Genomic DNA, 14,270 nt, shown 5'->3' with positions numbered 1-14,270 from the left:
CTTATGACGTTTAAGATACGCGAAGACGATCTGTCCGATATGCGGGTCCACGAACTTATTAAACTTCACCTGCATGGCATGTTCCAAAACTCTCCGCCTGGACACGTCTTCGCCTTCGATCTTTCTGGCCTGAAAGCCAGAGAAATAACAGTTTGGACACTCTGGTGGGGCGAGCATGTCGCCGGCATCGCAGCTCTGAAAGCCCTTACCCCTGAGCAGGGTGAGATCAAATCCATGCGGACACACCCCGACTTTTTGCAGCAGGGCGTCGGCTCTCGCCTCTTAGCTCACATAATAACAACAGCGCGCGATCGCGGATATAGGCGGCTAAGCCTTGAGACGGGCACCGGCCCAGCCTTTGATGCTGCTTTTTTGCTGTACCGTCGGTTTGGATTCACTGAAGGAGGTGCTTTTTCAAATTATGAAAAGAGTGACTTCAATCAGTTTTTTCACCTGGATCTTTAAGCGTCCTTAGCCACGCCTTCGATAAGCGGTACAAAACGAACCTCACCCAAATCTTCAACCTCATAGGCATCGATGGTCCGGGTATACCGAAGCAAACGCTGGACCGAGCCGCGCCCCTGCGGCGCAACCATGATCCCTTTAACCTTAAGCTGCGACAAAAGCGGCAGAGGTTCGTTGGGAAGGGCGGCAGTAACGAGAATGCGGTCAAAAGGCGCCTGTTCCGGCCAGCCGTCCCATCCATCAGCGAACCGATAGATAATGTTTTCCATCAAAAGTCGCTTGTGGCGAATTTCGGCTTCAAGCATCAGCGACCGATAGCGCTCGATCGTGTAAACATAACGGCATAGCCGAGACAGTATGGCTGTCTGATACCCTGAACCTGTACCGATCTCCAGTACACGATGGCGGCCTTCGAGTTTCAGGGCCTGCGTCATCAACGCAACGATATATGGCTGGGAAATAGTCTGCCCCGCAGCGATCGGGATCGCGGAATCCTCCCAAGACCGATCAAGGAACAACTCGGGCACGAACAGATCGCGGGGCGTGTACTCCATGGCATGAAGCAGCTTTTCATCCTCAATACCCTGCGACTTAAGACTGGCTAGCAGGCGCTCTATGCGGCTCTCAGGCATCGGGGCCTCAGTCATGGATCGGTCTCCGGTTGAGGTCTGGACTGTGAACTTGCTTCGGTGCTGCTCCGCCGAAAAAGCCCTTATAAGCCCGCAAGGTCTCGTAATGAGTAAGGTCGAGATGCAACGGAGTTACCGAAATGCGGTTTTCAGCCACAGCCTTAAGGTCAGTGCCATCTACAAGGTCGCAGACGTGTCCGTGGAAATCGAGCCAGTAATAGGGACGACCGCGAGGATCTACTCGCTTTACCGCATGCAGATCATGCAAGTCGCGAAATCCCTGCCGTGTCATTTCAACCCCTGTGACTGCCGCATCATCACAATCTGGGAAGTTGATATTAAATATCAGATTTTTCGCCCAACCTTTTGTTAAAAGCGAGGAAACAACAGGCGCACCGTAGGCTCGAGACGCCGCCCACTGGGCCTCAACGTCGAGGTCGAAATCCAGACATTGAGATAGTGCGATTGAAGGGATGCCAAGCGCCATGCCTTGCAATGCGCCGGCGACCGTTCCTGAAAGAGTTACGTCCTGAGCCAGGTTAAATCCCCGATTTACGCCGGAAAGCACCAAATCGGGCGGGGCGGGTAAAAGATCATTGACCGCGATCTGAACGCAATCCGTGGGAGTTCCTGTCACGGCAAACGTTCGTTCATCCAACCTGTGGGCCCGCAAGGGATCATGAAGTGTAATCCCCCTGCCTTTTCCCGACTGCTCATATAACGGCGCGCACACCCACACGTCCTGTGACAATTGTGCCGCTATATCTCGCAGTACGGTCATGCCATACGCGTCAACACCGTCATCATTTGTCAGGAGGATACGCATGGGACTCACCTTTCGAACTTCGTACTAAAGGGGTATTTGAACGCGCACAAGATGTCGTCGGTTCCTTCCCTGTGGGATCGGCTCATTGGATGATCCAGCCCCTCGACAGCTGGGCGTATTCCAATTTTCGACAGATATACCCCTCAGCACTACAACCCTTTCATAAGGGCAGGGTTCTTCGGGTTTGATCAGGGGGAAGGTTCACCGCGGCTAGATCGTCGAGCGCTTCGACTCACGCGAGATGAGCACCGTTCTGTGTCAATGACCTCGTCATCCGATTTCGCATTATGCCTGCGAGATCACGTGTCGTAATGAAAAGGCGTGACAGAACTTCAGTCGATTTGGCGGGACTTGCATCTTCGTTTGTTGTCAGTCACTAGGCAAGAGAGTCTTGGCCGTACCTTCCTCTTACCGAGGGATGAGGCCTGTGAGCGAACGTCATGGTATTCACGCGACCTGGCGTTCTCTTAAAATACGGTTTGAGTGAGAATGCGAAAATGAGAGTATTTATAACCGGGACGGCAGGCTTTATCGGCTTTCATCTTGCTCGCCGGCTGCTTGCTGAGGGGCACATTGTCCATGGCTTTGACGGCTTGACCGACTACTATGATCTCGCGCTCAAAACTGCCCGTTTAGACCTTCTAAAGGCGGAGGCAAACTACACTCACACCCTGGCCATGCTAGAGGAAATGGAGGCTTTGCTGACGGCTGCGGAGGCCTGTCAGCCCGATGTCATCATTCATCTGGCAGGACAGGCGGGCGTCCGTTACTCGCTCGAACACCCGCGGGTATATGTCAAAGCCAACATTCTGGGCTCCTTCAATGTGCTCGAGGTCGCAAGGGTACTTCGACCTAAGCACCTTTTGTTGGCTTCGACGTCGTCCGTTTATGGCGCGAACGAAAAGGTGCCCTTCGAGGAGCAAGACAAGACGGACGAGCCTATGACCCTTTATGCCGCTACGAAAAAGTCGATGGAGGTTATGGCACATTCCTATGCGCATCTATGGCAAATCCCCACGACTGCATTTCGCTTTTTCACCGTCTACGGCCCCTTTGGCAGGCCAGATATGGCACTTTTCAAGTTTGTGAACGCAGCAGAGCAAGGAGAGGCCATTGATGTCTACGGAATGGGCGCCCAACAGCGTGATTTCACCTACATTGACGACCTCGTCGAAGCAATTGTGCGATTGATACCCATCGCACCGTCAGAAGAAAACCGGGTTCCTGAAGACATTGCAAATGACACGCTTTCACGCCTTGGGCCGTTCCGAATTGTAAACCTTGGTGGCGGCCAGCCTGTTAACTTGCTGCCATTCATCGAAACCATCGAAGAAGTCCTGGAAAAACCACTCAAGCGGAATATGTTGCCAATGCAAAAGGGCGATGTCCCGCGTACCTATGCAAGTCCTGAACTGCTTCAGGCTTTAACAGGTTTCGTTCCAAAAATCGGGGTTAAGCAGGGGGTGACGGCCTTTATTAAATGGTTCCGCTCTTACAAGGCAGCAACCTGATCATGGTTACCTTATGCGCAACTTCAACTCGGGCGACCGCCTTTATAATCTCCCTTACTATCGAAGCTTCAAATACTGGTTTTTGAGACAAATGCCAACGTCCGCCCACCGCCCCTGATCAGCACATGTTGCACATTTGGCGGTCACCTCACTCTATGAGTTTTTCTTACCACTATTAGCCCTCGGGTTGAAAAGGGATTGCAATAGCCCTCGGTGAGGGCGCGCTGGAAGCCAGCTTCTGGTATCGCCTACGAAGCGATACGATCTCCCCCCTGTCCCGCTTGTTTGGAGCCCGTCAGCCCCTGTCGGCTATCCACTCCTGAAACTTTCCCGATGCTTTGGGAAAAAGCCAGTTACCCTGGAGGCTGGAAGCACATTTCCGCCACAGTATGCTTTATATAGCAAAAGTGTGACACTTTCGCATCGGTTGTGATAAGTCCTTATACGGACGGGATTATAATCAGAATATATTCGATCACATGGACAAATTTCTTCGGATAAGCAACAACATCACCCAGATACCGCCGAATTATTGAAACGCAACCCTTGATTTTAATCAATGCCTACCACACACTTCCTCCGTTGAGCCCCGCCTTCAAGCCCGTCACATGTTGAGACAACGGATCATACCGCGTGGGACACCGGGAGGGTAGGATGATCGCTGTAAGACGGGAGTCCGAGCAGGTTTATCTCCTGATCAAGCGCGAACTTCTGTCGGGACAGTTTCGCCCGGGCGACCGTGTGGACAGTGCCAGCCTGCGACCGATCGTAGGAACCAGCCACATCCCGGTACGCGAGGCGCTGCAGCGGCTGTGCGGTGAAGGGCTTATCGAGGCCTTCCGGGGCGAAGGTTTCTTCATTCCATATGTGACCGAGACCAGTTTGGCGGGGCAGTTTGAGTTTCAGCACACGGTGCTTGCCTATTGTGCTCACAAAGGGATGCCGGTGGATCCGGAGGTCTTGCGCCAGATCGACTTTGCCGCGCTGCGCGCGCTCCCGAAGGCAGAGGCGACGGCGCGACTGTTCGTCGCCGTGGCGATTGCGTCGCGCAATATAGGCGCCGAACGGGCGGTGCGGCAGGCCAATGATGGTTTGCACGTGGTGCGCACACTGACGGAGGACCTGATTGCCGACCGTCTGCAGGAGTTTGACCATCTGAGCGAGACCTGGCGGGCGGGTGACCTTGCGGCGTTCGAAGCGGCGCTGGCGAGGTATTTTGAGAAGCGGCTGGCGCTGGTGCCGCAGTTTGTGCGCCGGCTTGAGCGGCCTGCGGACCTCACCTGACAGTGCCACGCAATCTCACGCCACAGCTTCCCTAGCCAAGCCCACGCTATATCTCGATTATATTCCAAATATATTATTCATATACCTCCTCACACCCCCTACCGTTGAGTGGCCATAATCCCATGGCAAGCATTCTCAATGGAGGTGACTATGAAAACGACCGAAGACAAGACCGGCGATTTCGCGCCGCTGGTCGAAGACATCATCGAACTGGGCACGGCCAGTACCGAAACCCAGGGTGTCGGTGGCGATCAGCCCGACGGCATCAACCAGCGTTTCCTGAACGCCGGCATCACCCAGGACTGAAACCCGGTGCGCGCGAAGGCTCACTTCGCGCGCACGTTTCGACGCACCGTGTTTCACATGCCGGGAACCTCCCCTCTTTTCGTTTGCCAGTCCAACGATCGGTACGTCTTTCTTGATATCGATCAGGATCGGTACTTCGGGCTTCCCCGCGATCTGGAAGCGCCGTTTGCTCGTTACATGGCCCAGGCGCCCCTCTCAGACGACGAACACCACACCTTGGTGAGGCTGGGTCTCTCAGGACGAGAGATACGCCAGTCCCTTCGTGCGCCTGATTTAGACGTAAGGTATAGTCTGTTTGATCTGAGGCTTCCCGAACCTAAACGCGGTGACACGCTTTCCGCCCTGACCCAACAGATGGTCTGGGGGTTTCGGTTACGTCACATCGGCCTTAAGGCGGTTCTGACGCGTTTAAGCGGGGAGAAAGCCCGGCTGGGACCTGACCCCGCGCAAAGCCTCGGCCGTTGCCTCGCCCTGGCCAGTGCTGCGAGACACTCCGAACGCTGGATCGCCAGCGAGACCCAGTGCCTGCGGCGTTCGCTGGCACTGATGCACCTCCTGCTGCGGAACGGTCTGACGGCCGAACTGGTTATAGGCGTGAAGACCAAGCCCTTTGCGGCGCATGCGTGGGTTCAGGCGGAAGGGCACGTACTCAACGACACGGTTGATGAGACGCGGCGCTTTACGCCGATACTGGTCGTCTAGGATGCCGTGGGCGTTTTCCGGGATATTTAGATGGCAGAGCGACGCGACTGGAACGCCAACCGGAAACGGTGGTGCTCCCGTCATTTTTGCACACCGGAATCTGACCCTCTTTCAGGAAGGCAAACTGCCCGCCCCGGTTTTCATCGGGACCTACGGCTGTGTTTTCGGCTATCTCTTTGATCGCCAAGCGGCGGACGCTCGGGTCTTGCGTTTCGACCCTGATGAGGTCGAGCGGATAATCAGCTCCAATGGGCAACACCTCCTTACCCGTTACTGGGGCGCCTACGTAGCGATCTGGCAGGAGCCGACTCGTGAGGCGCTGACTTGCCTGCGGGACCCCAGCGGCATGATCCCCTGCTATCTCATTCGAAGGAGCGATTGTGTCTTCTTCGCATCGGATGCGGGCGCTTTCCGTAACCTGACCCCTCGGCCCCGCCCGGACTGGGCGGGCTTGCGACGTTTCTTGTATGCCCATGAACTGAAATCCCGTCAGACGGCGCTGCAAGACGTTGCGGAGGTTTTGCCGGGTGAACGTATTCGCTGCGATGAGACACAATCAAAGGCGGAAATGGCGTGGTCGCCCTGGGATTTCACGCGCCGGCATACAAATGCGACGCCAGAGGCGCTGGCGGACGCCGTGGCTGCGGAGGTCGACAGGGTCGTCAAGGCCTGGCGCAGCGCGGTCGCCCGTCCGGTGCTCAGTCTCTCCGGCGGGCTCGACTCCTCGGTCCTCGCGGCATCGCTGGCACGGACTGGCCAGGAGTGGTCGGCGCTGAACATGGCCTACGCCGACGCCGGGAGCGACGAGCGCGACTATGCCGGCGAGGTCGCCGCTGCCTACGAGGTCCCTCTCTTCCGCGCCACGCACCATTTGTCCGATGTAAACAGTACCGTAGCCACATCGGGGCACCTGCCGCGTCCACTGGGGCACGCTTTTGGTCAGAGCCAGTCGAAAACGCGTCAGGCATACCTCGACGCTGAAGGCGCCGATGCCCTGTTTGTCGGTGAAGGTGGCGACAACGTGTTTGCCTATATGCAGTCGGCCACGCCCGTCGTTGACCGTTATCTGATTGAGGGGCCTCGTGGCGCGTGGCAAACGGTGCTGGACATCTCCGATATGACGCGGACGAGTGTGTGGACGGTCATGCGGTTGGCGGCGGCGCGGTGGCAACGCCACGATCCCCGCTATGTCTGGACGGGCGACGCGTCACTGCTCAGTCCGGCCACCGAGGCGTCGTTAGCCACTCTCCCCCTATCTCATCCGTGGCTCGAAGCCCCACCGGGGGCACTGCCGGGCGAAGCGACACATATCTCCATGCTGTTGCGTATACAGGGGACGCTCGACGCCGGCCCGGCCCGGCACCGGCCCACGATTATCGCGCCGCTGCTCAGCCAGCCTCTGCTCGAGCTATGTCTTGGGATCCCAAGCTGGCGCTGGTGTCAGGGTGGCATCAACCGGTCACTGGTCCGACGCGGGTTTGCCGGGCGTCTGCCGCAGCGCGTACTGTGGCGGGTCTCAAAGGGCGGAGCGAACGTCTTTTGCATGGACGTCATTGAGCGGGATCGGCCGCTTCTTTGCGCGCACCTCTGTGACGGTCGGCTGGCCCATGCCGGGCTTTTGGACGTCACGCGGATCGAAGCGGTTTTGACCTCGAAAGCGCCGATCCCATCGCCGCTTCACCTGCGGATTTCTCAACTCGCCGAGGCGGAAGCGTGGGTACGGCACTGGGAGGCGGATTGAAAAGGCGTCCCGGTCTGGCGATGACCGGGACGCAAGGTACAGGCGCGTTTTTTTTAACCGGAGACGCGCCTGAATCGTCAGGGCGTTGGCGCTGCGCGCATAGCCTTCCAACGCTGGTACTGCGCAGCCTTTTCCGGTGCGGGATCGACCTCGTCCTTCAGCCAGAAACGAAACCAGTCGATGTTGCGGTCATAGATGGCCTTACGGTGAGCGGGTTGCCATTTGGCGTGGTGTTCATCGGGAAAGACATACATTTCAACGGGTTTGCGGGCTGACTTAAGGGCCGAAAACGCCTCCAGCGCGCCCAGATACTCGTCATCGGAGACCTGAAGGAGGATCGGCAGGTTGAGACGGTCCGTGTTACGTCGCCAGGACATGGGGCGCCAGAACACGTCATTCGGTTCTGCGAGGCTCGGATATCCCATCTCGTTCAGCCATTGCGCCGTCTCCGGCCCCACGAGCGCCCCGACGGAGGTCGCCTCCTCGCAACAGCCGCTCAGGCTGGCGACCTTGAAGCGTTGAGAGTTCAGCAAGGCGAACTGGGCGGTGGACGCGCCATTACTGAACCCGGTCAGGCCGATACGAGCCGTGTCGATGACACCCAGGCGGTCGACGGCGTCGATACCGGCTTCGAGACTGCTGAGGACATGACGGAAGTCCACCCAGTCCACGCGGTTCAGCTGGTTGACCTCGGCTGGCGTTTCAGCGGTCAGGGTGCCGATGTCCGTTGGCCTCTGGACGCTTAAAACCGCAAACCCCTGCGCTGCCAGAGGAAAGATGGGGTACTCGTCGCCGGTGCCGCCTTTGAGAAAGCCCCGCGACTCGTATCCCACGATGATGAGCGGCCGCTTTTGGCCCGCCTGATAATTCGGGGGCAGGACGAGATCGCCGTAGGCCTCGGTGCCGTAAGGGGTCCGCCAGGTGAGGCGCTGAACGTTGCCGAACCCCCAGCTTTGAATGTGCGGGTTCGGGTCATAGACCGGCCGCAGGTCGCCGTTTCGCGTGTCGATGCGGACTATACGGCGCGGCTGCGTTGGCCCTTCTTCTGCGCAGATGAGATCGTCAGCGACGGGCTGACACCCTATGATCAGATGGGAGGTCTTGAGCAGCGACCGTGGGGTCCCCTCGCCTATGGACCAGCGGTACAGACCGAGAGCGGCCTTGCGCCAGCCTTGACGGCGCCAGAAGACGAGGTCCTTGCCGGAAGGGCTCCACCACAGGGCCACGATACCGCGACAGGGCGCATCGCAAACCGTTTTGACGCCTGAGCGACGTACGTTCAGGACGGGACTGTCGCCAGGGCGACGGCTAAGACGCGTGGTCCATGCCCACGCGTGACCATGCCGCGCCGACAAAATGGCCCCCGCCGGCGGCGCATCCGGATCCGCCGACGATAATGACCGCCCCGGATTTTCAGCGGTCGCAGCCCCGGACTCCCCGTCGGGAAACACCGATAAACGTCGGCGGCTGAGGGGCTGCGGGGGATCGAAGGGCGAAGGCCGCACCATAGGGAGGAACCGCGCGTCGTAGAGATAGCCGTGACGGCTTTCGGCCAGGCGTCTTGCCTCCGTCTCGGGCGTCCCGGATCGAACATCGAGCCACAGGTGCTTTCCGTCAGCCGACCAGTCGAGCGCCTCAAGCGTTCCCTCCCCTGACCCAACGGTGCGCGCGTCGCTGCCATCGACGCGGACGAGACGGACACCGATACGTCCCTCGTCCTGACGCACATAGGCGATCCATCGCCCGTCCGGCGACCATTTTGGGGTGATGACCTCGGGATAACCGGTCGGGACCTCTGAGGTGTGCACCCCGGAACCGCGCTGCCGGATAAGCTCACCGCCCCTATCGACCACCCTTGCGTCCCCCGTCACCAGATCAATGACGCGCAAGGTCAATTCATAGCGGTTTTGCAGCGGATCGGCGCGGCGAAGGTGAACCGCCACATAACGGCCATCGGGCGACAGGGCGAGAAAGGGGCTTCGCAGATCATTGCCCCCCAGCGGCCCCATCTCCTCGAGGCTCAGGAGGTCATCGGTTGATATCGCCTCACGCGCTGCGGTGACCGGGGCAGCGGCTGGCGTTTTAACGTGGGCCTGCGCCCCGGCGGCCACGAGATATCCCGTGACCGCCAGGCCCACCACGAAGGGTGGACGCATGTTACCAGCTCTTTGTCAGGGTGAGCGCGACGGTGCGCCCGATGACTGTGGTGTTGGTGCTGTCGAAGCTGATCCCTTCGAAATCCAGCGACGGACTGTAAGCGATGGGCGGGTCCTGATCGAAGAGATTGGTGACCGCGAGCGCGAGTTTCACGCCACGAAAGGCCGGAACCGTGTCCCCGAAGCGCCATGAAAGGGTCGCATCGGCCGTGGTCCACGCCCCGATACGCCTGTTGGGCGACACACCGGTATCGTCCTCTTCGGCGATATGATTGACGAAGCCGGCGGCGCTGAACGCTCCACGGGTCCAGGTCAGCCCCGCCCGCGCTTTGAAGGCCGGCACGTTGAAGATGGTACCGGACAACTGGAATTCCGGAGTGGTGGTGAGAGTTTGCTGCCGGACGTCCATCCAGGTGGCATTCAGCGCCGCGGACAGACCCCCGCGGGCCAGGGCAAAGCTTTGTCGATAGCCCAGATCGACCCCTTCGACGGTCTGCGCGGTCGCGTTGGCGTACCGGTTTTGCTGGACGGCGACGACCGTAGCCGGATTGTAAGCGGCGCCGGAGAAATTGGTGAAGGTGGAGGCGCCGGCGATCAGATCGGACTGTCGGGCGGGCGACGGGTTCCATTCGACGAAGGCCGCGAAAATCGGATTGCTCAGACCTGCGGAGGTCGGACTGATCGGTTGAATGACCCGGTCTCGGTAGTCGATATCAAACCAGGTCGCCGACAGGACCATGGATCGGATCCCTTCCGGACGGTATTCCGCGCCGAAGGTGCGTGAGGTTGCCCGCTCAGGACGCAGGTCGCGGTTGCCGCCCCAGGTCATCAGAGCGGTACCGCCACCGGTGTATCCGAAAGCAGATGCCCGATAAAGATAGAGGAGCGGCGTCTGGTACATCTGGAGGAAGGACGGCGCCTTGAAAGACTTGCCCCAGCTCGTGCGCACCGTGAGACCGGAGACCGGTACGTATCGCAGACCGACACGGGGATTGGTGGTGCTGCCAAAGTCGCTATAGCGCTCGGTGCGGGCAGACAGGCTGAGATCGAGCGCCTGCAAGCCGATGCGGTTCTCGGACGCGGAGATTAGCGGAGCGAGGACCTCCGCGAAGAGGTAATCGACGTGGCGTTCGCCCTGATAGAAGTTGCGGCGGGAGGCCAGCCCATTGGCGAAGCTCTCGGTGCGCCGCCCGCCTCCGATCGCACCCTTGATCGTGCCCGTGGGCCCGGAGACGATCGGCCCATCGGCGACGACCTCGAGATACTCGATTCCATTGCGGAAATTGGACTGCCCGACATAGCCCGGCGCGCGCGTCCAGACGCTGTTGCGGCTGCCGGCGAGACCCGCCGTGGCTTTCAGGCCCCAGTCCCCGATGTCCATATCGAGCGTCCAGGCAAGGTTGTAGTTCGGGTTGTAGCTGGTGATGTAGTAGGCGTCATAGTCCTTGAGATACTGATCGACGCTCGAGACTGTGCGGTCCGAGACCAGGCCATCGAAGGACAGAGACAAGGTGGGCGTGAGGTCGCGCCCGAGGCTGACAAAGGCCGATCGCCGCGTCTGGGGCCTCAACAGATTGCTGGCGGGCGCTGCGGCTTGGGTAAAGTCACGCTGACCGGCGGTAATCCCCTCCTGATCGCTATATTCGACATTGAGAAGCGCGTGGCCTTCGGCACTGCTGCGTCCGATCAGCGCCGAGTAGGTCTGTTCAAATCCGCCGCCCTGGGTGGTGCCTCCAAGACGGGCACTGACTTCGGCGCCGTCGTAATTTTTTCGGAGAATGATGTTGGCGACACCAGCGACGGCATCCGACCCATAGAGGGCTGAGGCGCCATCGGTCACGATTTCGATGCGTTGGACGGCGGCGAGCGGAATGCCCGAGATATCAACGCCCTGGAAAAACGAGTCCGACGCCAGGCGGTGGCCATTGAGCAGAACGAGGGTCGCGTCCGTACCCAGTCCGCGCAGATTGAAGGTGGAAGCGTTGGTGATGTTCTGGTTGCCGATATTGGTGGGGCCTGAGCCGACCACGGTCGGGTTCTGGCCACCGGCGAAGTTTTCGGGCAATCCGCGCACGACGTCGCCCAACTGGCCGTATCCGGCGGCGTCGAGGTCTGAACGCCCAACGCTGCGCATTGGGGCGGTCGGCTGGCTGTTGCGAATATAGCTGCCGGTGACGATCACTTCGGTGGGTTCGGCTTCGACAGCGGCGGCACCTGCACTACCTTGTCTCTCCGACACCTTTAGATAGATGACGCCTGCGTCTTCCGAGCCCACCTCAAAGCGCGTATTGGCCAGAAGGATCGCCAGCGCCTCCTTGCGGGTGTAACTGCCTTTGAGTACCGGGGCGGTGGTCCGGGCGGCTTCGGCGTAGTCAAACATGAGCTGGAGGCCCGACTGCCGCGCAAAGGCGTTGAGCGCCGCCGCGGTGGACTGGGCCTCGATGACATAGACTTTTCTATCCTCGGCCGCGATGGCCCCGGCGGTGCCGAGGAAGAGGGCCAGTGACAGGGTACAGACGGAGACGTGGTTACGGAGTGTGGTGCGTGAAACGGACATAGCGGTATCCCCTGATTGATATGTCACTCGTGTGACACTGGACCGCTTGATAAAAATACGGGGGCTTCCCCTACACGCTTACGCTGGATTTGATCCCTACACGGAAAACGCTGACTATCGCGAAAGAATGATGGTGTTGTCCTGCTGCGTCACATGGATGCCGAAGGAGACTTCGAGCCCGGCCAGAAGCCGCGCCGGATCGCGGTTGGTGAAACGACCGCCCAGCTGTATGGCGCCGAGTTCCGGATTGGCGATGATGATCTTTCGGTCAAGATAGCGGTTGTATTCTTCGACGACTTCACTGAGGACCTGACCGTTGAGGACCAGTTCGTCGGTGCGCCACCCGGTGAGAAAATCGAGATCGTTGGTCGAGACGGGCCGGACGCGCTCTTGACCCTTAATGAGAATGGCCGCCTGGTGGGCGTTCACGCGCAAGGGCGGCGCTCCGTCCTGAGATACGGTGGCGGTTCCGGCGAGACTGATGATGTCGAGTGAATTGTCGCGCAGCCGGGCGATGTATTCTCCGGGACCCAGAGACGCGGCGTGCGGTCCCGCCTTCAGCTCAAGGCCGCGGCCGGACACGGGGACCTTGACGGCGACTTCCCCGCGCTTCAGCCACAAGGTCCGCTCGTCGCCATTGATCTTCCAGGCCGCCCGACTGTCGGTGTTCAGTTCGATCTCACCGCCATTGGGAAAAACGACGGTCTTGCGTTCACCGACGCGGGTGGCGGCTTCAACGCGCCCGCTGGTCAGGATAAACAGGGCCATGCCCGCCAATGAGGCGACCGTCACAACGGCGGCTGCGCCGCCTATCTGCAACAGGCGCCGCCGCGTCGTCAGCGGAGCCGATACCTGAACCCTAACTGGCTCCGGATCGGCCAGACCGCGCAGGCGTTCCATCTGGCGCATGGAGGCGTAGATTCGGGCGAAGGCGGCGGCGTGGCGCGGGTCGGCGGTACGCCAGGCCTCGAAGGCGGCCTGATCGCCCTCGCCGCTATCCATGCGGGCAAACCACTGTGAGGCGGTCTCCATAATGTCATCGACGGATGTCGAAGATTCGGATGTCATGCGTTTGCCACCCTTCGAGGGCCCGAAACCGCGCCGGGCGGCCTGTCGATCAGAGCATAATTCAATTCAGGGTTACAGTCTAATCGCTGTCGCGCGAAGACCGACGAAGGGCGCGCGGTGTGCCCACGACGCCGCCGCGCGCGAGCGGACCAAGGCCTTCCAGCCCGGCCACTTCGACGGCCTTGGCGAACTGATAGGCGCCGCGCGCGATGTGGTAATCGACGCCCTTGACCGTCATGCCCAAAAGCCGGGCAATCTCTTTGACGGACAAGCCCTGCAGGCGGCGCATCATCAGGACGCGTCGCGTCATATCGGGCAGCCCATTGAGGGCGGCCAAGCCGACCTTAAGCTGCTCGCGCATGGCCACTGCCTGAAAGCCATCCGGCTCAGACGAAGAAAACTCCAGTGTCTCAAAATCCGGCAGGGCCTGAAAGGCCACTACCCGGGCACGACGGATGCGCTGAACCCCCAGATTGAAGATGGTGCGCATGACGTAGGCGCGAGGATTCTCAATTGACCGCCAGCCCTCCCCGTCCAGCACATTGGCGTAGGCATCGTGCAACAGGTCACGCGCCGCCTCGACGTCCCCCATCATTCGCCGCGCCACCCGCAGATAACTGCGCTCATGAACCACAACGAAGTCTGCAAACCAGCGGTCAACGTCGCGAACCCAACACGAACTCGAAGAAAGCGACGAAGACGAAGACGAAACCTGAACCGGGCTCTCCCGATTAAGCCCCTGATAGAAGTACCGTTCAGCGACCTTCAAAACCTCCGCAGCCACCGAAAGCCGCGCGTGGCTGACACGGCGCTCGCCCGTTTCAATCTCCTGCCATTCCAGGGCTGAAATCCCCAAAGCACCGGCCAGATGTTCAATGGACATACCCAACTCGAGACGTCGCGCCCTGAGGCGTGCGCCGATATGGACGTCTGATGCTCGGTTGTGAGGGGTCATGGCCACACTCCCCGAGGTTCCAATGGGCGGTACGTCCCCGCCTGAGGAAGCCTCCTTCGATCCTGGTGAT

The 14,270-nt window shown here is 59.8% G+C and carries 12 protein-coding genes; 6 read left to right on the top strand and 6 right to left on the bottom strand.

The window, feature by feature from the left end; translation table 11 throughout:
- The first annotated feature begins 3 nt into the window (after positions 1 to 3).
- Complete coding sequence (locus AACH73_RS05625; protein ID WP_338735686.1) at positions 4 to 465, top strand: GNAT family N-acetyltransferase; 462 nt, start codon at positions 4 to 6, stop codon at positions 463 to 465.
- Here AACH73_RS05625 and AACH73_RS05620 read toward each other — a convergent pair.
- Positions 462 to 1,112: a protein-L-isoaspartate(D-aspartate) O-methyltransferase gene (locus AACH73_RS05620; RefSeq protein WP_272740136.1), complete on the bottom strand. Its 651-nt coding sequence runs from the start codon at positions 1,110 to 1,112 to the stop codon at positions 462 to 464. The genes AACH73_RS05625 and AACH73_RS05620 overlap by 4 nt on opposite strands.
- The gene (gene surE / locus AACH73_RS05615) at positions 1,105 to 1,920 is read right to left on the bottom strand and encodes a 5'/3'-nucleotidase SurE (RefSeq protein ID WP_338735684.1); all 816 of its coding nucleotides are present in this window, start codon (positions 1,918 to 1,920) and stop codon (positions 1,105 to 1,107) included. Before surE ends, AACH73_RS05620 begins: the two co-directional genes overlap by 8 nt.
- A 497-nt stretch (positions 1,921 to 2,417) precedes the next feature.
- Here surE and AACH73_RS05610 point away from each other — a divergent pair, with 497 nt between their 5' ends.
- The 5 genes from AACH73_RS05610 (at position 2,418) to AACH73_RS05590 (ending at position 7,464) form a co-directional block, all read left to right on the top strand.
- Positions 2,418 to 3,431 carry an NAD-dependent epimerase/dehydratase family protein gene (locus tag AACH73_RS05610; protein ID WP_338735683.1) on the top strand — a complete coding sequence of 338 codons (1,014 nt, stop codon included), beginning with the start codon at positions 2,418 to 2,420 and terminating at the stop codon, positions 3,429 to 3,431.
- 654 nt (positions 3,432 to 4,085) lie between these two features.
- Positions 4,086 to 4,715, top strand: coding sequence for a GntR family transcriptional regulator (locus tag AACH73_RS05605; RefSeq protein WP_272740139.1), 630 nt, complete (start codon positions 4,086 to 4,088; stop codon positions 4,713 to 4,715).
- A 150-nt stretch (positions 4,716 to 4,865) separates the two neighbouring features.
- Positions 4,866 to 5,021 (top strand): benenodin family lasso peptide, encoded by a 156-nt coding sequence (locus AACH73_RS05600; protein ID WP_272740140.1) that lies wholly within the window; start codon positions 4,866 to 4,868, stop codon positions 5,019 to 5,021.
- 354 nt (positions 5,022 to 5,375) lie between these two features.
- Positions 5,376 to 5,723, top strand: a complete 348-nt coding sequence (locus AACH73_RS05595) for a lasso peptide biosynthesis B2 protein (protein WP_272740141.1) — start codon at positions 5,376 to 5,378, stop codon at positions 5,721 to 5,723.
- A 451-nt stretch (positions 5,724 to 6,174) separates the two neighbouring features.
- Positions 6,175 to 7,464, top strand: a complete 1,290-nt coding sequence (locus AACH73_RS05590; RefSeq protein ID WP_338735682.1) for an asparagine synthase C-terminal domain-containing protein — start codon at positions 6,175 to 6,177, stop codon at positions 7,462 to 7,464.
- A gap of 77 nt (positions 7,465 to 7,541) precedes the next feature.
- Here AACH73_RS05590 and AACH73_RS05585 read toward each other — a convergent pair whose 3' ends face one another.
- The 4 genes from AACH73_RS05585 to AACH73_RS05570 all read right to left on the bottom strand — a co-directional run bounded on the left by AACH73_RS05585 (position 7,542) and on the right by AACH73_RS05570 (position 14,200).
- A complete protein-coding gene (locus tag AACH73_RS05585) occupies positions 7,542 to 9,620 on the bottom strand; it encodes an Atxe2 family lasso peptide isopeptidase (RefSeq protein WP_272740143.1) in 2,079 nt (692 codons plus the stop codon).
- A gap of 1 nt (position 9,621) precedes the next feature.
- Positions 9,622 to 12,177, bottom strand: coding sequence for a TonB-dependent receptor (locus AACH73_RS05580; RefSeq protein ID WP_272740144.1), 2,556 nt, complete (start codon positions 12,175 to 12,177; stop codon positions 9,622 to 9,624).
- A gap of 114 nt (positions 12,178 to 12,291) precedes the next feature.
- Positions 12,292 to 13,245, bottom strand: a complete 954-nt coding sequence (locus AACH73_RS05575) for a DUF4880 domain-containing protein (protein ID WP_272740145.1) — start codon at positions 13,243 to 13,245, stop codon at positions 12,292 to 12,294.
- Positions 13,246 to 13,324: 79 nt separating this feature from the next.
- Positions 13,325 to 14,200: a sigma-70 family RNA polymerase sigma factor gene (locus AACH73_RS05570; RefSeq protein ID WP_338735681.1), complete on the bottom strand. Its 876-nt coding sequence runs from the start codon at positions 14,198 to 14,200 to the stop codon at positions 13,325 to 13,327.
- Positions 14,201 to 14,270: the final 70 nt, after the last annotated feature.

Source organism: Asticcacaulis sp. DW145, assembly GCF_037101385.1.
Lineage (GTDB): Bacteria > Pseudomonadota > Alphaproteobacteria > Caulobacterales > Caulobacteraceae > Asticcacaulis > Asticcacaulis currens.
The sequence above is the reverse complement of the archived record's forward strand: the minus strand, read 5'-3'. Positions and strand labels throughout refer to the sequence as shown.

What these genes read in the sequence shown, in the direction of transcription:
- AACH73_RS05625 (WP_338735686.1), top strand. Translation starts at nt 4, where the DNA reads ATGACGTTTAAGATACGCGAAGACGATCTGTCCGATATGCGGGTCCAC.
- AACH73_RS05620 (WP_272740136.1), bottom strand. Translation starts at nt 1,112, where the DNA reads ATGACTGAGGCCCCGATGCCTGAGAGCCGCATAGAGCGCCTGCTAGCC.
- surE (WP_338735684.1), bottom strand. Translation starts at nt 1,920, where the DNA reads ATGCGTATCCTCCTGACAAATGATGACGGTGTTGACGCGTATGGCATG.
- AACH73_RS05610 (WP_338735683.1), top strand. Translation starts at nt 2,418, where the DNA reads ATGAGAGTATTTATAACCGGGACGGCAGGCTTTATCGGCTTTCATCTT.
- AACH73_RS05605 (WP_272740139.1), top strand. Translation starts at nt 4,086, where the DNA reads ATGATCGCTGTAAGACGGGAGTCCGAGCAGGTTTATCTCCTGATCAAG.
- AACH73_RS05600 (WP_272740140.1), top strand. Translation starts at nt 4,866, where the DNA reads ATGAAAACGACCGAAGACAAGACCGGCGATTTCGCGCCGCTGGTCGAA.
- AACH73_RS05595 (WP_272740141.1), top strand. Translation starts at nt 5,376, where the DNA reads ATGGTCTGGGGGTTTCGGTTACGTCACATCGGCCTTAAGGCGGTTCTG.
- AACH73_RS05585 (WP_272740143.1), bottom strand. Translation starts at nt 9,620, where the DNA reads ATGCGTCCACCCTTCGTGGTGGGCCTGGCGGTCACGGGATATCTCGTG.
- AACH73_RS05580 (WP_272740144.1), bottom strand. Translation starts at nt 12,177, where the DNA reads ATGTCCGTTTCACGCACCACACTCCGTAACCACGTCTCCGTCTGTACC.
- AACH73_RS05575 (WP_272740145.1), bottom strand. Translation starts at nt 13,245, where the DNA reads ATGACATCCGAATCTTCGACATCCGTCGATGACATTATGGAGACCGCC.
- AACH73_RS05570 (WP_338735681.1), bottom strand. Translation starts at nt 14,200, where the DNA reads ATGACCCCTCACAACCGAGCATCAGACGTCCATATCGGCGCACGCCTC.